A 17,168-nucleotide genomic window follows, 5' to 3' on the forward strand; every position below is an offset into this window, starting at 1 on the left:
TATCTCTTCGATCGCGGGAGAACACATGTCCGTCACGGGCAGAATCGCGGCCGTGCTGACCACGGCGCTCGTCACCGCCGGCCTCGCCGCGCCGGCACCGGCGCATGCGGCGGTCAGCCGGGCCGAGCTCGCTCTGCGCTGGGCCCCCATCCACTACCAGGACGTCGACGCCACGGGCAGCCACGCGCTGGGCGGCAAGTCCGACTACGTCACCAGGATCGACTTCGACGGCGACCTGAACGGGCGCAACAACTGGGACAACGCCGCCCGGTCCGGCGTGTCGTTCGCGGCGAACGTCTACTACTCCGTCGTCGAGACCGGCAGCCACTGGTACATCACGTACTTCTTCTTCCACCCGCGCGACTGGATCGACCACCCGTTCTTCGAGACCGAGCACGAGAACGACGGCGAGGGTGTGCTCCTCGCCGTCGAGAAGAACGGCACCGACTACGGCGTGCTGCGCTCGGCGGTCACGGTGGCGCACACCAACTTCTACTCGTACGCGCCGGCGGGCAGCACGTGGACGAGCGGCCGGGAGAGCATCGACGGCACCCTGCAGATGCAGAGCTCGCCGTACGACTCGTTCCAGCACCCGGTGACCGCCCAGGAGGCCCGCGGGCACGGGCTCAAGGCGTACCCGCAGTACAACATCGTCGGCGACGGGCTCGTCTACTACCCGTCCACCACCGCGGAGACCCCGTCCGGCACGAACGACCGCGACGTGCAGTACGCCCTCATCGACGTGTTCGCCGACGGCGGTCTGTGGGCGCAGCGGGCCAACGCGAACCTCTTCGCCAACCTCGGCACGTTCGCCGGCGACACGTCGGGCGACTGCGGCGTGGGCACGTTCTCCTGCGGCACCAACTCGGCGAACGCGCCCTGGGGCTGGGACGACGGCGACGACCTGCCGGGCCGCGGCGAGCTCGCCACCGACCCGGCCAAGCTCTCGGCGGAGTACTTCACCGTGCCGGGGACGCTGTCGCGGTCGTACACGTACAACCCGTACTCCAGCGCGGCTGCGGCGCTGAAGGAAGCGGCCCGTACGGCGCCGCGCGTGACCGACTGACGCAGAGCCGGGGCCGCCGCCCTAATCCTGGGCGGCGGCCCGCGGAGGTGCGGTGCTGTCGCGGACGATCAGCTCGGTGGCCAGCTCCACCCGGGGCGTCTGGATCTCCTCGCCCTGGGCCAGCCGCAGGGCCGTCCGCGCGGCCAGCCCGCCCATCTCGGCGAGCGGCTGGCGGACCGTGGTCAGCGGCGGGGACGCCCAGCGGGCCTCTGGCAGGTCGTCGAAGCCGACCACGCTCAGGTCGTCGGGCACCCGCAGGCCCTTGTGCCGGGCCGCCTCGTACACGCCGAGGGCCATCGTGTCGCTGGAGGCGAAGATCGCGGTCGGCCGGTCGTCCATCTCCAGCAGCGACATGCCGCCGGCGAAACCGGACTCGTACAGGAAGTCGCCCTGGCGGATGAGCGACTCGTCCACCGACTCCAGGCCGGTGCGGTAGCCGTCGAGGCGGGCCCGGCTGCAGATGAGGTTCTTCGGGCCGGCGATGAAGCCGATGCGGCGGTGGCCCAGCGACGTCAGGTGCTGGGTCGCCGAGAGGCCGCCCGCCCAGTTGGTGGCGCCCACGGTGGGGATGTCCAGCGGCGCGCCGCCGGCCGGGTCGATGACCACGACCGGGATGTTGAGCCGCTGCAGCTCCGCGTAGACCGGGGTGGTCAGGTCCGAGGTCACGAAGATGACCCCGTCGGACTGGCGGGCGTACAGGTTCTGCATCCACTGGCGGGTCGCCGCGGAGCGGCGGTGCACCGCGGAGACGACCGTGCCGACGCCCGCGGCGTGCATGACGTCCTCGACGCCGCGGATCAGCTCGACCGCCCACGGGCTGTCGAGGTCGTTGAAGACCAGGTCGACCAGGGCGGCCTTGCCGGTGGGCTGCCGGGATGCGCGCCGGCGGTAGCCGTGCTGTTTGAGCAGGTTCTCCACCAGCTCGCGGGTCTGCGGGGCGACGTCGGCGCGCCCGTTGAGGACCCGGGACACGGTGGGGACGGACACGCCGGCCTCCCGGGCGATCGCGGCGATGGTCACGCGGGCCACGGACGCCTCCTCGTAAGTTTCAGGATCAAGTCTCGGAAGTATTCCACACCCGCTGCGGGAAAACATGAATCGCATTAGCATCTGCGGATATCCATCGACCTCTGTCGCTGTCCGGAGGTGCCCTTGTCCGCTCGACGCCTGCTCACGGGGCTCACCGCAAGTCTTCTCCTTCTTCTGCCCGCGCCCGCATCCGCCGCGCCGTCCGCCGGATATTCCGTCGGGGTCGGCATCGGCGACATCACCGGAGAGGCCGCCGAGGTGGGCATGCTCGGCTACGCCGACCCCGCCCAGACCACCTCCGGCATCGCCTCACGGCAATGGGCCCGCGCCTTCGTGGTCGCCGACCCGGCCGGCCACCACGTCGCCTTCGTCAGCGCCGAGATCGACTTCGTGACCCAGGCGGTCCAGATGGAGGTGCTCAAACGGCTCCGGGCCCGGCACGGCGACACGTACACCGACCAGAACGTCGTGCTGACCGCGACCCACACGCACTCCGGGCCCGGCGGCTTCTCCGAGTACACGATGTGGAACCTGACCACGCTCGGCTTCGAGGCGCCGATCTTCGAGGCCATCGTCTCCGGCATCGTGCGCGCGATCGAGACCGCCGACGCCCGGCTCGCGCCCGGCACCGTCAAGATCGCCGAGGGTACGCTCACCGGCGCGAACGTGAACCGCTCGCTGCCGGCGTTCAACGCCGACCCGGCCGCCGACCGGGCCCGGTTCCCCGGCGCCGTCGACACCCGGATGAGCGTGCTCCGCTTCGAGCAGGGCGGCCGGCCCGTCGGGCTGCTCTCCTTCTTCGCCACCCACGGCACCTCCATGACGCCGGCCAACCACCTCATCAGCGCCGACAACAAGGGGTACGCCGCACACCTCATCGAGGACGGCGTGCACGGCGTCGACTGGGCGCACCGCGGCGACTTCGTGGCCGCCTTCGCGCAGACCAACGCCGGCGACATGTCGCCGAACCTGCGCAACGGCGGCGCGCAGGGCCCGACCGACGACGAGTTCGAGAACACCCGGATCATCGGCAGGCTGCAGGCCGACAAGGCGCAGCAGCTCTTCGACTCCGCCACCGAGGAGCTCACCGGGCCGATCGACGCCCGCGGGCGCTACGTCGACTTCTCCGCCGTGCAGGTCGCCGGCTCGTACACGCCGGACGGGCAACCGCACCGCACCTGCCCGGGCGCGCTCGGGCAGAACTTCACCGCGGGCGCCGAGGACGGCCCCGGCCCGCCGATCGTCGACGAGGGCGACCTCAACACCAACCCGCTGCTGCTGGTCGCGGGCATCGTGGTCAACCCGACACCGGCCGAGGTACGGGTGTGCCAGGCCCCCAAGGACGTGTTCCTGGGCAGCGGCAGCCAGAACCCGCCGTGGACGCCGCAGATCATGCCGCTGCAGGTGCTGAGGATCGGGCAGCTCGCGATCACCACCGCCCCGGGCGAGTTCACCATCGTGGCCGGCCAGCGGGTGCGCGACGCGGTCGCCGCCCAGCTCTCCGGGGTGACGACCCACCAGATCCTCGCCGGGTACGCGAACGCCTACGCGGGCTACGTCACCACCCCCGAGGAGTACGACCTGCAGCATTACGAGGGCGCCGCCACGCACTTCGGCCGCTACACCGGACCGGCGTACCAGCAGGAGCTGGCGAAACTGGCGGCGGCCCTGCGCGCCGGGCAGCCCACCCCGAGCGCGGTCCAACCGCCGGCGCTGCCGCAGAACCGGATCAGCGTACGGCCGGGCGTCGTGCTGGACACGCCGCCGCTGGGCAAGTCGTTCGGCAGCGTGCTCACCCAGCCCGCCGCGTCGTACGCCCGCGGCGCCGGCGTCCGCGTCGACTTCGTGACCGGCCACCCGAACAACAACCTGCGCGACGAGGGCACCTTCATCGAGGTGCAGCGGCAGAACGGCAGTTCGTGGACCACGGTCTCCACCGACGCCGAGTGGCAGACGATCTACCGCTGGAAGCGCGAATACCTCGGCGTCTCCACGGCCCAGATCACGTGGACCGTGCCCGCGGACGCGCAGCCGGGCACGTACCGGATCGTGCACCACGGCGACGCCAAGGGCCTCACGGGGACCGTCAAGGCGTTCACCGGGACCAGCCGGACCTTCACTGTCACTCCATAGCGGTATTGCGTACCGGTGCTCGCGTCCTCCGGGGCGCGAGCACCGTTGCCGCTGGTGTGCTCAATAACCGAAATGGCCTGAAATCTGCCGCTCGCCGGCTGGTGATGATCGGCGCCGCGACCGTCCTCGTCGCCGCCGGCGGCGCTGCGCTGGCCGAGGTGGTCTCCAGCACCCCGAGCCCGGCGCCGTCCTTCAACGGCCCCGTGTACGCCGTCGCCCACCGCGGCGACGTGGTCTACGTCGGCGGTTCCTTCACCGGGGCGGTGATCGGCGGCAAGACGATCGCCCGGTCCCGGCTCGCCGCGTTCAACGCGCAGACCGGCGTCCTGCTGGACTGGAACCCCGGCGCCGACGACACCGTCCGGGCTCTCGCGGTCGACGACGCGACGGTCTTCGCCGCCGGCGACTTCAACAAGGTCGCCGGGATGTCCCGCGACGCGGTGGCCGGTCTCGACGCGATCACCGGGGCGCCCGGCCCGCTCAAGCACACCGTGCTGGGCCAGCCGAACGCCCTCGCGGTCGGCAACGGCCGGGTCTACGTCGGCGGCCGGCTCACCGCCGTCGACGGCTCGCCGCGCACCAACCTGGCCGCCTTCAACGCCGCCACCGGCGCGCTGGACAGCTGGGCGCCCACCACCGACGACACCGTGAACGCGCTCGCCGTGATGGGCAGCCGCGTCTACCTCGGCGGAAGCTTCCACAAGACCAACGGGGTCAGCTCCACGCTGCGCCTGACCGCGGTCGACGGCGCCACCGGCGTCCTCGACAAGGGCTTCCTGCCCAAGCCGGTCTCGCAGGTCTTCGCGCTGGCCACCGACGGCAACGGCGTCTACGCCGCGCTGGGCGGGCAGGGCGGCCGGGCCATCGCCTACACGTTCGGCGGCCTGGCCCGCTGGACCCGGGTCTTCGACGGTGACGCGCAGGCCATCGCCACCCTGGACGGCATCACGTACGTGGGCGGGCACTTCGACAACGCGTGCACGACCACCAACAACGGGACCAAGGGCGTGTGCACCGACGGTTCCGTGCCCCGCGTCAAGCTCGCCGCGGTCGACGGGGCCGGCAACCTGACCCCGTGGGCGCCGCAGGCCAACGGCGTCGTCGGCGTCCGTACCGTGGTCGCCGGCGCGGGCAACGGCCTGCTGAGCGTCGGCGGGGACTTCACCACGATCGCCGGCGTCACCCAGAAGCGCTACGCCTCCTTCGGCGGGCCCACCTCCCGCGCCCCGGTGCCGCCCGCACCGGCGTCGCCGTACGTCGCGTCGTACAACTTCGACTCGACGGTGGCCGACGGCACGTACGACGACGGCTCCGGCAACGGCCACGTGCTGCGTACGAAGGCGGTCAACGGGGCTGTCCTCAAGAGCGTGGCGCACGGCAACGGCCAGGCCGTCGTCTTCCCGCCCAAGTGCACCGGCACGGACTGCCCGCGCGTGGTGCTGCAGGCCGCCGACGCGCCGGACCTCAACCCGGGCGCCAAGGACCTGCGATGGGGCGCGAACGTGCTGCTGTCGCCGGCGGAGACGTCCTCCGGCGAGAACATCCTGCAGAAGGGCTACTCGACCGCGGGCGGCCAGTACAAGCTGCAGGTCGACGGGGTCTCCGGCCGGCCCAGCTGCGTGATGAGCGACAAGACCGCCACCACGATCTACGTCGCCAAGAGCGCGGTGTCCATGGCGGACGGCGCCTGGCACACCCTCGAGTGCCGGCGGACCGGCACCACCCTGACCATCCTCGTCGACGACAAGGCGCAGGGCAGCCGGACCATCCCGGCGGCGCTGTCGGTGGTGACCACCCAGCCGCTGAGCCTCGGCGGCAAGGGCACGGGCAGCAACAACGACCAGTTCCACGGCAGCCTCGACGACGCCTGGGTCCTGATCGGCTGACGCGCTCCGGCGGCCGGGGCTCTCCGCCCCGGCCGCCGCGCAATTCACTCGCCGGCGGGCGCGGGATTGCGGGGCAGCCACCGGGCCACCACGGCGCCCGCCACGATCACCGCCGCGCCCACCAGGACGGCCGGCACCAGACCGTCCACGAAGGACTGCGCGTTGGTGTAGCCGCCGTACGAGCTGAACACCGACGCCAGCACCGCCACCCCGACCGCGACGCCGAGTTCCCGGATCGTGTTGTTGGCCCCCGAGGCCACCCCGCGCTCCCCGGGTGTGACGCTGGCCAGCGCCATCGTGCTGATCGGCGCGAAGGTCAGCCCCATCCCGACGCCGGCCAGGACGAACGCGACCACCAGGTCGCCGTACGAGACCGTCGCGGTGGTCGCCAGCGCGATCCACAGCACGCCGGCGCCGAGCAGGACCTGACCGGCGACGATGAGGTTCCGTACGCCGGCCCGATCGGCGAAGATCCCGGCCAGCGGCGCGACCACCATCGGCGCCATCGTCCACGGCAGCGTGCGTACGCCCGCGTCGAGCGGGCTGAGCCCCTGCACCACCTGGAAGAACTGGGCGAGCAGGAACACCGACCCGAACGTGCCGGCGGAGAACGTCAGCGTCACCACGCTGACCAGCCCGAAGCCGCGCGACCGGAACAGCGACAGCGGCATCATCGGCGTGCTGTTGCGCCACTGCCACGCGATGAACGCGGCCAGCAGCACCCCGCCGCCGATCAGCATGCCCAGCACCCGGCCCGACGACCACCCGCGGTCCGGCCCGTCGACGACACCCCACACCAGCAGCAGCATCCCCGCCGCCGACAGCACCAGCCCCAGCGGATCGAGCCGCGGCGCGCCACCGTGCGACTCCCGCAGCACCGTCGCCGCCAGAATCACCGCGACCACGCCGACCGGCACGTTCAGCCAGAAGATCCACGACCAGTGCAGCCCTTCGACGACCGCCCCGCCGACGACCGGCCCGACGGCGACGCCGAGCCCGCTGATCCCGCCCCAGATCCCCACGGCGGCGTTCCGCAGGCGATCGGGTACGGCCTGCGCCAGCAAGGTCAGCGACAGCGGCGCCACCGCCGCGCCGGCCAGCCCCTGCACGGCCCGCGCGGCCGTGAGCATCCACGGCTCGGTGGCCAGCGCGGCGGCCGCGGACGCCAGCGTGAACAGCGAGATCCCGGCCAGGAACATCCGCCGCCGCCCGATCCGGTCGCCCAGCGCCGCGGCGGTCAGGAGAAAGGCCGCGAAGGGCAACGTGTACGCGTTGACGAACCACTGCAGATCCGCCAGCGAGGCGCCGAGCTCGGTCCGGATGACCGGCAGCGCGGTGGTCACCACGAGGTTGTCCAGCGTGACCATGAAGATCGGAATGCCGACGGCGGCCAGCACGGCGGCCAGCGGCCGCGACCGCCGGTGCGCTGCGGCCGGCGCCGCGGGCGGCGAGGCGAGGGTGGTCATCGGAACTCCTTGTTGTTATCGACTGATAACTAGCTCGAACGCCAAGGTAGTTATCCACTGATAACTTGTCAACGGGGATGCTGGTCGAAGACGGCTACCGAGGCGAGCGGGGAAGATCCTTGACGGCGGCGGCCAGCCGCTCGCGCAGCGCCTGAGCCGTCTCCCCGTACGCGTCGAATTTTCGCCACCCGACCGTCGTGAAGGCGCGGAAACCCGGCTCGGGAGCGTGCGGCAGGCCGCCGCGGCTCCAATAGACCACCCAGCCCGGGAACTCCGCCTCAAGCTCCAGGCACCCCGGCAATGCGTCGTCCGGCCAGCCCGCGCGTTCCGCGATCAGCTGCCGGTTGCGGTGCCGCCGGTCTCCGCCCGGAATCACCACCGGGGCGTCCGGACGGTCTGCTTCTGGGCCGCGTCCGGTTCTTGCATCGCGACGGCGAGCCCCGCGATGCGCGCGTACGCGGCAGCGCGTTCCTGTTCCTGCCATTCGTGAGCCGCAGCGAGGATCTGCTCGCGGTTCCTTCGAAGCCTGCGCTGCCAGAAGGTGGTTCGCATCGTCGCGCCCTCCGCCGTTGGGAAGATCCGGTCCGGGAGGCGTCGCCGCCTCCCATGACGATCCTCATGGGGCGATTGGGGAATGGGGAGAGCCGTGCTGTCCACCGTGTTGTCCGCTCATTTGCGGACGCCCTGCCCTACACGGGCTCGGCGGGGAGGAATGCCTCGAACTGCTCGCGCAGGCCGCGCGCCTCCAGGATCCCTGCGCGTTGAACCCCGGCGACGACTTCGCGCGCCCGCCACCAGTTCGACGGCACGATCCGGCCGGAGCCGATGGCTTCGCTCGCCGCGGCGGCCGCCTCGTCCGGCTTGTCGGCAGCGAGGAGAGCCAGCCCGAGGTCGAGCTTGGCCGACGCGATCCGTCGGGGGCGGGCACCCTCCGCCTCGAGTTCCGCGATCACGTGCCGAGCCACTACCTCCGCCGCCGGATCACCCGCCCACGCCAGTGTCGTCGCCGCGTACGCGTGTGCCTTCGCCGGGTCGTACTGATAGTGGTGCTCGGGGAGCTCAGGGTCGGACCGGTGATCCGCGAGGTGCTCGACCCGGTCGAGGACCCGGCGGGTCCGTGCCCGGTCACCGAGCCGTGCCCAGGCCCTGCCCTCCTGGGCAATCGCCTGGATGAAAGCGGAGCTGTCGCGCGGTGCGACCTCCTGAGCATGCTGGGACAACTGGACCGCTTGCCGGTAGTCACCGTCGGTCAGGGCCTCCCACGCCTTCGTCTCCAGGCACCAGGCGGCGATCTCGTGATGTGCGGCCTGGCCGGCGAACTCAGCGGCCGCGGACAGATATGCGCCCGCGGCGGCGGATTGCCGGAGGTCGACGTGGAGGGTGGCGCGCAGCAGGGACAACCACCCGCCGACGACGAGCAGCCGCCGATGCTGGACCAGGGTCTTTCGGGCGTCCACCAGCGTCGACACGTAATCGAGGTGACGACGGACCCGGGGCAGCAGATCGGCCGGTGGGACGGTGGCGTATGCCATGGCCATGGCGTCGACCGCCCGCTCGAGCCGGTCGAGTGTCTCCGCGCCCACGTCGGAGGCGGCCACTCGGCGCGCCAGCTCCAGCGCTTCGATCTCCGAGCCGGCGTCGTCCATCGTCGCGGGCCGTAGTGTCGCCGCCAGGCGGCCGCCCGCGCCCAAGGCATTGTCGAGCCGGGCGGCCACAGCTTCCGTGGCGGGCTTGCGACCTGTTTCCAGCTCGTGCAGGTAGGACTTACCGTAATGGACCGCAGCGGCCAATTCCCGCAGCGAGAGTCCTCGCTCGGTCCGAAGACGGCGGAGTTGCTCGGCGAACACATCCACGGGCCACGTCCCTGGTAGCGGTCAGGGTCACGGGCGCTGCCTCGGCATGGGCTGGACCCGTGCCACCGAGGCTACCGAGACGCGTTCCGGCTCTTACCACGAGGCTCGCGCCCGCGAGCCGCCGGAACGGAAGTTATCGGCTGATAACCTGGCCGTTGTGTCCCCGACCCGTCCCCGTTCCCGGCTCACCGCGGAGGAGCGCCACCACCAGCTTCTCCGCGCCGCCCTGACCGCGTTCACCGTCGGGGGGTACGCCGGCACCACCACCGACCAGGTGGCTCGGATCGCCGGGGTCTCCCAGCCGTACGTGATCCGGCTCTTCGGCAGCAAGCAGCAGCTCTTCCTGGCGACGGTCAACCATGCCGCCGACCGGGTCCAGGAGCGTTTCCGCGAGGCCGCGGCGCGGGAGGCGACGCTCGACAGCCTCGGGCACGCGTACGAGGATCTGCTCGCCGAGCGGGAGTTGATCACCGTGCTGTTGCACGGGTTCGCGGCCGGGGCGGATCCGGCGATCGGGCCGGTGGTGCGGGACTGCTTCGGCCGGATCTACCGGGCGGTGCGCGAGCTGACCGGCGTGAACGAGGAGGAAGCGCGGGAGTTCCTGGCGACGGGGATGCTGCTGACCGTCCTGGGAGCGATGGGGGTCGCCGGCCCGGACGCCGTGCCGCCGGAGCCGTGGATGGCCGAGCTGCTCGGCACGCTGAAGAAGACACGCTGAAGAAGAGCGGACGATGATCTGGCGTGACGTGCTCGTGCCGAACCACATCGTGGAGAGCGACGGGTTCACCGCCGAGGTGGGTGCCGCTCTCACCACCTCGCTCGAGGTCTTCTGCGAGTGGCGGCGGCCCGCGGCGGGTGAGCAGACGCTGCACCGGCCCGCGACGGACGGCCGTGCCGGCGGGTACGACCTGGTGGGCGAGGCCGGCGGCGTCGGTCCCGCGGATTCCTGGGCGTTCGCCGCGGCGGGCGTGACGTTCCACGTCACCGAGGCGGTCGCCGATCCGCCGCAGCCGGGCGCCCGGCTCCTCGTGCGCGGGCAGCTCAGCGTCGCCGAGCGCTACTTCGGCGAGCAGTTCGACACGTCGTTCATCGTGGAGCGCATCGTCCGGACGCAGGCGGGCCGGGCCTGGGACGTGCGGTCGGTGGGCCGGGCCCGGCCGCCGGGCTCGCACTACGTGCTCACCCTGGCGAAGGGCTGACGCTCAGGGCATGTTGTGGCGGGCGTACGCGGGCTCGCGCAGTCCCAGCATGGCCTCCGTCATCCGGACCGCCTCCACCGTCGCCTTCACGTCGTGGACCCGGACGATCCGCGCCCCTTGCAGGATGCAGAAGACCACCGCGGCCAGCGTGCCCGGCAGGCGTTCGCCCTGGGGGCGGTCGAGGGTCTCGCCGATGAAGTCCTTGTTGCTGACCGCCGCCAGCAGCGGGTGGCCGATGTCGGCGATCTCGCGCAGGCGGCGGGTCACCTCGAGGGTGTGGTACGTGTTCTTGTTCAGGTCGTGGCCCGGGTCGATGATGATCTGCTCCGGGCGGACGCCGCGCTCCAGCGCGAGGCGTACGCGGTCCCGCAGGAAGGCGGCGACCTCGGCCGTCACGTCGTCGTAGCGGGGGCCCGGGTACGCGGTGCGCGGCTCCGCCAGGCTGTGCGTGATCACCAGGGCGGCGTCGGTGCCCGCGACCGCGTCGGCCATGGCGGGGTCGCGCAGGCCCGAGGTGTCGTTGACGACGCCCGCGCCGGCCTTGACGACCTCGCGGGCCACCTCCGGTCGGTAGGTGTCCACCGAGACCACTGCCAGCCCCTGGGCCGCCTCGACCACCGGCAGCACCCGGTCGAGCTCCTCCCCGGGGGACACGTACGGGCCCGGCGCGAACGGTACGCCGCCGATGTCGATCCAGTCCGCGCCCGCCTCGGCCGCCGCGCGCACCGCCTCGGTGGCCTTCTCGAGGGCGAAGGTGCGGCCGCGGTCGTGGAAGGAGTCGGGGGTGCGGTTCACGATCGCCATCACCGTGACCCGCCGGGAGAAGTCGTGGGCACGGCCGCCGATGACCCGTTCGGCGCTGATCAGCGGGGGTGCGTAGTCGCTCACGCCCGGAGACTAACCCGGTGCCTGAGGTGCGCGAATTGGGGGCTCCCGCTGATGATCGCGGCGCTCTAGGGTGCAAGGGGTGACGGAAGCGGGACTCGCGGTTGCCGACGTGCGGGGTCCGTTGCGATACCTGTGGTGGCTCATCCGGCGGCAAAAGGGACGCATCGTCGCCGGGGCGGTGCTCGGGTCGTCGTGGATGGTCGGGCTGACGCTTCCGCCGTACCTGTTGTCGCAGGCCGTCGATCGCGGCCTGCGCCGGCGCGACCTGGCCGTGCTCGCCGCCTGGGTGGCCGCCCTGTTCGTGGCCGGCGCGGTCAACGCCGTGCTGGCGATGCTGCGGCACCGGACCATGACCAAGATCCGGCTCGACGGCGGGTTCCGCACGATCGGCGCGGTGCTGGCCCACGCGACCCGGCTCGGCGCGGCCCTGCCCCGGCGCATCGGCGCGGGCGAGGTGGTGACCATCGGGGTCGCCGACGTGTGGGCCCTGGCGCAGGCGCTGACCGTCACCGGGCCGGGGCTCGGCGCGGCCGTGGCGTACGTCGTGGTCGCCGCACTGCTGCTCGAGATCTCACCGTTGCTCGCGGTGGTCGTGCTGGCCGGCGTGCCGGTGCTGGCGCTGGCGGTCGGGCCGATGCTGCGCCGCCTGCACCGCGCCGGCGCGCGCTACCGCGAACGCCAGGGCGCTCTCGCCGACCGGCTCGTCGACATCGTGGCCGGCCTGCGGGTGCTCAACGGGCTGGGTGGCAAGCAGGCGTACGCGGCCCGCTACCGGCGCGACTCCCGGCTCGTGGTCGAGGAGGGGTACCGGGTGGGCGCGGTGACCAGCTGGATCCAGGCGCTGGGTACCGGCCTGCCCGCCCTGTTCCTGGCCGTCGTGATCTGGCTGGCGGCCCGGATGGCCGCGCAGGGCACGATCAGCGTGGGCGAGCTCGTCGCGGTCTGGGGGTACGCGGCGATGCTCGTCGTCCCCGTCGCGTTCTTCATCGAGGGCGGCTTCGACGTGGGCCGCGCGCTGGTCGCCGGCCGCCGCGTCCTCGACTTCCTGCGGCTACCCGTGGACCCGCCCGCGCACGGCCGGGGGCCGGACGGGCCCGCGCCCCTGTACGACCCCGAGTCCGGGGTGCTGGTGGCGCCCGCGCAGTTCACCGCGCTGGCCACGGCCCGGCCCGGCGACGCGGCCGCCGTCGTGGACCGGCTCGGACGGTACGGGCCCACGGCGGTCACCTGGGACGGCGTGCCGGTGGCCGGAGTGGACGTCCGGGACCGGATCCTCGTCGCGGACAACGACGCGTACCTGTTCACCGGAACCCTCGCCGAGGTCGTCGCCGGCCGTGCCGAGGTGGACCACGACGCCGTGGCGCGGGCCCTGGTCGCGTCGGCGGCCGGCGACATCGTGGCCGGCCTGCCCGCCGGCACGGCGTCCGTCCTGGACACCCAGGGCCGCAACCTGTCCGGCGGGCAGCGTCAGCGGGTCCGGCTCGCCCGGGCCCTGCACGCCGACCCGGAGATCCTGCTCGCGGTCGAGCCCACCTCGGCCGTCGACGCGCACACCGAGGCGGCGGTCGCCGAAGGGCTGGCCGCGGCGCGGATAGGGCGCGCCACGCTGGTCACCACCACCTCGCCGGCCCTGCTGGAACTCGCCGACGTGGTGCACTACCTCGTCGGCGGCCGGGTCGCCGCGACCGGCACGCACCGGGAGCTGCTCGCCGCCGAACCCGGCTATCGTGCGCTGGTCACCCGTGCCGCCGGGGAGGACGCCCCGGCCGGGGCCGTGCGATGACCGCGCTGCCGGTCGCCCGGCGCGACCGTGTGCGCCGGGCCGCCGCCGGGCTGGTGCGCGCGGACGCCCGCGCCGTGGCGCTGATGGTCACGCTCAACATCCTCGCGGCGGTCGCCGGGCTGGCCGGGCCGTGGCTGCTCGGCCGGGTCATCGACACCGTCGCCGCCGGGTCCAGGTCGGTCGCCGCCGTCGACCACCTCGCCCTGGGCATCCTGCTGTGCACGCTGGGCCAGATCCTGCTGTCCCGGGCCGCGCTCGTGGCGGGTCACCGCTTCGGCGAGCGTACGGCGGCCCGCATCCGCGAACGCTTCCTCGACCGGGTGCTCGCGCTGCCCGCCGCGGAGGTCGAGCGGGTACCGGCGGGTGACCTCGCCGCCCGCGGCACCGCCGACGTCGGCACGGTCGCCTTCACGCTGCGCGACGCCGTGCCCGAGGTGCTCATCGCGGCCGCCACGGCGGTGTTCGTGCTCGTCGCGGTGTTCCTGCTCGACCCACTGCTGGGGGCGGTCGGCGTGGCCGGCCTGTCGGGCATCGCGGTCGCCACCCGGTGGTACCTGCGGCGGGCCCGCACGGCGTACCTCGACGAGGGCGCGGCCGGTTCCGTGCTCGCCGACGAGCTGGCGTCGACGATCGCGGGCGCCCGTACCGTCGAAGCCTTCGGCCTGCAGCGACGCCGCCTCGCGGCGGGCCACGACGCGATCTCCCGGGCCCGCCGCACCCGGCTGCGCACGCTGTTCCTGCGCAGCGTGCTCTTCCCGGTCGTCGACCTGTCCTACGTGGTCCCGGTGGTGGCGGTGCTGCTGCTCGGCGGGGCCCTCTACGTCGACGGGCGGATCACGCTGGGCGTCGTCGCGGCCTCCGCGCTCTACCTGCGGCAGCTCGCGGTGCCGCTCGACGCGATCCTGATCTGGCTCGAGCAGCTGCAGAGCACCGGCGCGTCGTTCGCCCGCATCGAGGGCCTGGCCGGCCTCCCGGCGGCGGTCCCGCTCGGCGGCACCGCGCCGGCCGGCGACCGCATCGAGGTCCGCGGCGTGCGGTACGCCTACGACGGCGGGCATGACGTCCTGCGCGACGTGGATCTGACGGTACGGCCGGGAGAACGGCTCGCGGTCGTCGGCCCGTCCGGGGCGGGCAAGTCCACGCTGGGCCGCCTCCTCGCCGGCGTGGACCGCCCGGGCGCCGGCACGGTCACCGTCGGCGGCGTGCCCATCGCCGACCTGCCCCCCGACCTGCTGCGCCGCCAGGTGGTGCTGGTGACCCAGGAACAGCACGTGTTCCGCGACGCGATCCGCGACAACCTGACCCTGGCCGCGCCGGACGCCACCGACGAGCAGCTGATGGCGGCCCTGGCGGTGGTCGGCGCGGACTGGGTCGCCGAACTGCCGTACGGCCTCGACACCCGGCCGGCCGACGGCGGCCTCACCCTCGACGGCGCCCGCGCCCAGCAGCTCGCCCTCGCCCGCGTGATCCTCGCCGACCCGCACACGGTGGTCCTCGACGAGGCCACGGCGCTGCTCGACCCGGCGACGGCCCGGGACGCGGAACGCGCGCTGGCGGCGATCCTGCACGACCGTACGGTCATCGCGATCGCCCACCGCCTGCAGACGGCCCACGACGCCGACCGGGTCGCGGTGATGGAAGCGGGCCGCCTCGTCGAGCTGGGCACCCACGACGACCTGGTCGCGGCCGGTGGCACGTACGCGGCATTGTGGCGCACGTGGCACAGCTGAGCGATTTCTCCCTGACCAAGGCGGAGCTGCGAGCGGTGGCCGGCTACGCGGCGGCGTGCGCGCGGCCCTGTCTGGAAATCTTCGAACGCGACCGTCCAGGCGACCCGCGGCCGGGCGCGGCGATCTCGGCGGCGCAGGCGTTCGCGGACGGGGGTGAGCGGACGAAGGCGATCCGGGACTGCGCCTGGGCGGCACAGCGGGCGGCCCAGGACGCTCGTGAGGCGGGGCTGGACGCGGCGAGCGAGGCCGCGCGGGCCGCGCTGGCGGCTGCGGGTGCGGCGTACCTGCACCCGCTGGCGAAGGCGACGCAGGTCAAGCACATCCTGGGCGCCGCGGGTCACGCCGCCCGGGCGTTGGAGATCGCCGCGGGGGAGGACCCGGCGGCTGCAGACGACCACATCGGACGGACGCGGGTATGGGCGAATCCGGTCGTGGTGGAGGTGTTGCGGCGGTATCCGGGCGCGCCGGCCGGGGGAGGGCGGGTCGGGGAGCTGATCCGCCGCCTGGACGCGGCGCTGCGGTGACCATCGGCTCGCTCCCCCCGTGTACACCGTCGGTGATGGAGTTAGGCACGGTTGACCGATCGGTGCGGTAGGAGACGAGCGGGGCGAGGGAATACCCGCTCAGGGCCGATCTATGCAGGAGAAATTCGCGCCATTGAGCAACGACGAAGATGTATGAGCCGCGGTCCGGCGGGTAGGTGACAGGGCGATGCACCAACGGACGAACCATCATGGAGGTAGCGATGAGTGACCCCTACACGGGTGCACGCGCCCCGGACGCCACGCCCGGCTACGGTGAGGTGCCGGTTCAGCCGGTCGAGACCTACCCGGCCACGGGCGTCACCCAGGACAGCCTGACCACCGGCGACGACCGCGGTTTCGGCGGCTCGGCGAACGACTCGCCGGGCGGCGCCAAGGAGCAGGCGAAGCAGGTCGCGGGGGAGACGGCGGGCGCCACCAAGCAGGCCGCCGCCGAGGTCAAGGACACCGCCAAGGAGCAGGCGCACCGGGTCGGCTCCGAGGCCAAGGCGCAGGCCCGCAGCATCGCCTCCGACGTCCGCGACCGGGTCGGCACGCAGGCCCGTACGCAGAACGACAAGCTCGTGAGCTCGATCCGGCAGACCGCCGACCACCTCGACGAGATGCGCGGCGACCGGCAGGACTCGCCGGCCGCGACGGTCGTCTCCCGGATCGCCGACAGTGGCCGGCAGCTGGCCGACTACCTGGACCGTAACGGGCCCGAGGGCGTGCTGCGCGAGGTCGGCGACTTCGCCCGGCGGCGTCCCGGCGCGTTCCTCGCCGGCGCCCTGGCCGCCGGTTTCGTGGTCGGACGGCTCGGCAAGGGTGTCGCCAAGGCGGACGACACCGCCGGCAAGCCGCAGAGCGACAGTTTCGTCTCCGGCACGGGCAGCACCTCGTACGGCACCACCACGACCGGCGCGGGCTACGGCACGACCGGCACCGGCTACGCGGCCGGGACCACCGGCGCGGGGTACGCGACCGGCACCACCGGCGGGGCGTACCCGGCGACGACCGGCACGACGGCCACCACGGGCACCGGCTACGCCGACCCGGCCGTGGACACCGGCTACCCCACGTCCGGCACGGAGTACGCCTCGACCGGCACCGGCACCCCGCTGGCCGTGGAGGAGGACTACCCGGGCGGTACGCGATGACAGCGCCGTACCCCACCGGTGAGAGCCGCTCCGAAGAGGTCTCCGCGACCTCGGTCGGCGAGCTGATCGGCAACATCAGCAACGACCTGTCGCAGCTGTTCCGTCAGGAAGTGGCGCTCGCGAAGGTGGAGCTGAAGGAGGAGGCCGCCAAGGCGGGCAAGGCCGGGGGGATGCTCGGCGGCGCCGCGTTCGCCGGCTACCTCGTGGTCGTGCTGCTCAGCTTCGCGCTGGTGGCGGCGCTGAGCAACGTCATGGACCCGGGCTGGGCCGCGCTGATCGTCGCCGCCGTCTGGGCGATCATCGCGGGCGTCCTCTACGCGAACGGGCGCAAGAAGCTCAAGACGGTCGACCCCACACCCCATCGCACCGTCGACACGCTGAAGGAGGACGCGCAATGGCTGAAGAACCCGACCGGCTGAGGCAGGAGATCGAGGAGACGCGGGCCTCGCTGACGCGT

Annotated in this window: 16 protein-coding genes; 10 read left to right on the forward strand and 6 right to left on the reverse strand. The window is 72.9% G+C overall.

Going from position 1 to position 17,168, the window contains the following annotated elements; genetic code table 11:
- Positions 1–25 precede the first annotated feature (25 nt).
- Positions 26–1,066: a hypothetical protein gene (locus AB0K03_RS37395; RefSeq protein WP_364695616.1), complete on the forward strand. Its 1,041-nt coding sequence runs from the start codon at positions 26–28 to the stop codon at positions 1,064–1,066.
- 21 nt (positions 1,067–1,087) lie between these two features.
- Here the strand turns inward: AB0K03_RS37395 and AB0K03_RS37400 are convergent, their stop codons facing one another.
- Positions 1,088–2,095, reverse strand: coding sequence for a LacI family DNA-binding transcriptional regulator (locus AB0K03_RS37400; RefSeq protein WP_364695619.1), 1,008 nt, complete (start codon positions 2,093–2,095; stop codon positions 1,088–1,090).
- Between the two features lie 123 nt (positions 2,096–2,218).
- Between AB0K03_RS37400 and AB0K03_RS37405 the strand changes: the two genes are divergently transcribed.
- Both AB0K03_RS37405 and AB0K03_RS37410 read left to right on the forward strand, forming a co-directional pair.
- The gene (locus AB0K03_RS37405) at positions 2,219–4,228 is read left to right on the forward strand and encodes a neutral/alkaline ceramidase (RefSeq protein WP_364695621.1); all 2,010 of its coding nucleotides are present in this window, start codon (positions 2,219–2,221) and stop codon (positions 4,226–4,228) included.
- Between the two features lie 104 nt (positions 4,229–4,332).
- A complete protein-coding gene (locus AB0K03_RS37410; protein WP_364695624.1) occupies positions 4,333–6,114 on the forward strand; it encodes a LamG-like jellyroll fold domain-containing protein in 1,782 nt (593 codons plus the stop codon).
- Positions 6,115–6,158: 44 nt separating this feature from the next.
- On the opposite strand, the gene AB0K03_RS37415 is transcribed toward AB0K03_RS37410, so the two are convergent.
- The 4 genes from AB0K03_RS37415 to AB0K03_RS37430 all read right to left on the reverse strand — a co-directional run bounded on the left by AB0K03_RS37415 (position 6,159) and on the right by AB0K03_RS37430 (position 9,433).
- Positions 6,159–7,580: a DHA2 family efflux MFS transporter permease subunit gene (locus tag AB0K03_RS37415; RefSeq protein ID WP_364695627.1), complete on the reverse strand. Its 1,422-nt coding sequence runs from the start codon at positions 7,578–7,580 to the stop codon at positions 6,159–6,161.
- 94 nt (positions 7,581–7,674) lie between these two features.
- Positions 7,675–7,959: a hypothetical protein gene (locus AB0K03_RS37420; RefSeq protein WP_364695630.1), complete on the reverse strand. Its 285-nt coding sequence runs from the start codon at positions 7,957–7,959 to the stop codon at positions 7,675–7,677.
- The gene (locus AB0K03_RS37425; protein ID WP_364695633.1) at positions 7,953–8,132 is read right to left on the reverse strand and encodes a hypothetical protein; all 180 of its coding nucleotides are present in this window, start codon (positions 8,130–8,132) and stop codon (positions 7,953–7,955) included. Before AB0K03_RS37425 ends, AB0K03_RS37420 begins: the two co-directional genes overlap by 7 nt.
- A gap of 137 nt (positions 8,133–8,269) precedes the next feature.
- Entirely contained in the window at positions 8,270–9,433 is a 1,164-nt protein-coding gene (locus AB0K03_RS37430) for a helix-turn-helix transcriptional regulator (RefSeq protein ID WP_364695636.1), read from the reverse strand.
- A 157-nt stretch (positions 9,434–9,590) separates the two neighbouring features.
- On the opposite strand from AB0K03_RS37430, the gene AB0K03_RS37435 reads away from it, so the two are divergent.
- Together AB0K03_RS37435 and AB0K03_RS37440 are read left to right on the forward strand one after the other, a co-directional pair.
- Complete coding sequence (locus AB0K03_RS37435) at positions 9,591–10,151, forward strand: TetR/AcrR family transcriptional regulator (RefSeq protein WP_364695639.1); 561 nt, start codon at positions 9,591–9,593, stop codon at positions 10,149–10,151.
- A 13-nt stretch (positions 10,152–10,164) separates the two neighbouring features.
- Complete coding sequence (locus AB0K03_RS37440; protein ID WP_364695642.1) at positions 10,165–10,632, forward strand: hypothetical protein; 468 nt, start codon at positions 10,165–10,167, stop codon at positions 10,630–10,632.
- A gap of 3 nt (positions 10,633–10,635) precedes the next feature.
- Here AB0K03_RS37440 and folP read toward each other — a convergent pair whose 3' ends face one another.
- Positions 10,636–11,520 (reverse strand): dihydropteroate synthase, encoded by an 885-nt coding sequence (gene folP / locus AB0K03_RS37445; protein WP_364695645.1) that lies wholly within the window; start codon positions 11,518–11,520, stop codon positions 10,636–10,638.
- 163 nt (positions 11,521–11,683) lie between these two features.
- Between folP and AB0K03_RS37450 the strand changes: the two genes are divergently transcribed.
- The 5 genes from AB0K03_RS37450 (at position 11,684) to AB0K03_RS37470 (ending at position 17,130) form a co-directional block, all read left to right on the forward strand.
- A complete protein-coding gene (locus AB0K03_RS37450; RefSeq protein ID WP_364695662.1) occupies positions 11,684–13,303 on the forward strand; it encodes an ABC transporter ATP-binding protein in 1,620 nt (539 codons plus the stop codon).
- A complete protein-coding gene (locus AB0K03_RS37455; protein ID WP_364695648.1) occupies positions 13,300–15,033 on the forward strand; it encodes an ABC transporter ATP-binding protein in 1,734 nt (577 codons plus the stop codon). The genes AB0K03_RS37450 and AB0K03_RS37455 overlap by 4 nt, the downstream gene beginning before the upstream one ends.
- Positions 15,021–15,557 carry a putative immunity protein gene (locus AB0K03_RS37460; RefSeq protein WP_364695651.1) on the forward strand — a complete coding sequence of 179 codons (537 nt, stop codon included), beginning with the start codon at positions 15,021–15,023 and terminating at the stop codon, positions 15,555–15,557. Before AB0K03_RS37455 ends, AB0K03_RS37460 begins: the two co-directional genes overlap by 13 nt.
- Before the next feature lie 221 nt (positions 15,558–15,778).
- Positions 15,779–16,711 (forward strand): hypothetical protein, encoded by a 933-nt coding sequence (locus AB0K03_RS37465; RefSeq protein ID WP_364695653.1) that lies wholly within the window; start codon positions 15,779–15,781, stop codon positions 16,709–16,711.
- A complete protein-coding gene (locus tag AB0K03_RS37470) occupies positions 16,708–17,130 on the forward strand; it encodes a phage holin family protein (protein ID WP_364695656.1) in 423 nt (140 codons plus the stop codon). The genes AB0K03_RS37465 and AB0K03_RS37470 overlap by 4 nt, the downstream gene beginning before the upstream one ends.
- The last annotated feature ends 38 nt before the right edge of the window (positions 17,131–17,168 follow it).

It is taken from the genome of Actinoplanes sp. NPDC049316, assembly GCF_040677315.1.
Taxonomy (GTDB): domain Bacteria; phylum Actinomycetota; class Actinomycetes; order Mycobacteriales; family Micromonosporaceae; genus Actinoplanes.

Excerpts from the sequence above, each read along its gene's own strand:
- AB0K03_RS37395 (WP_364695616.1), top strand. The coding sequence starts at position 26 with ATGTCCGTCACGGGCAGAATCGCGGCCGTGCTGACCACGGCGCTCGTC.
- AB0K03_RS37410 (WP_364695624.1), top strand. The coding sequence starts at position 4,333 with ATGATCGGCGCCGCGACCGTCCTCGTCGCCGCCGGCGGCGCTGCGCTG.
- AB0K03_RS37415 (WP_364695627.1), bottom strand. The coding sequence starts at position 7,580 with ATGACCACCCTCGCCTCGCCGCCCGCGGCGCCGGCCGCAGCGCACCGG.
- AB0K03_RS37425 (WP_364695633.1), bottom strand. The coding sequence starts at position 8,132 with ATGCGAACCACCTTCTGGCAGCGCAGGCTTCGAAGGAACCGCGAGCAG.
- AB0K03_RS37440 (WP_364695642.1), top strand. The coding sequence starts at position 10,165 with ATGATCTGGCGTGACGTGCTCGTGCCGAACCACATCGTGGAGAGCGAC.
- AB0K03_RS37455 (WP_364695648.1), top strand. The coding sequence starts at position 13,300 with ATGACCGCGCTGCCGGTCGCCCGGCGCGACCGTGTGCGCCGGGCCGCC.
- AB0K03_RS37465 (WP_364695653.1), top strand. The coding sequence starts at position 15,779 with ATGAGTGACCCCTACACGGGTGCACGCGCCCCGGACGCCACGCCCGGC.
- AB0K03_RS37470 (WP_364695656.1), top strand. The coding sequence starts at position 16,708 with ATGACAGCGCCGTACCCCACCGGTGAGAGCCGCTCCGAAGAGGTCTCC.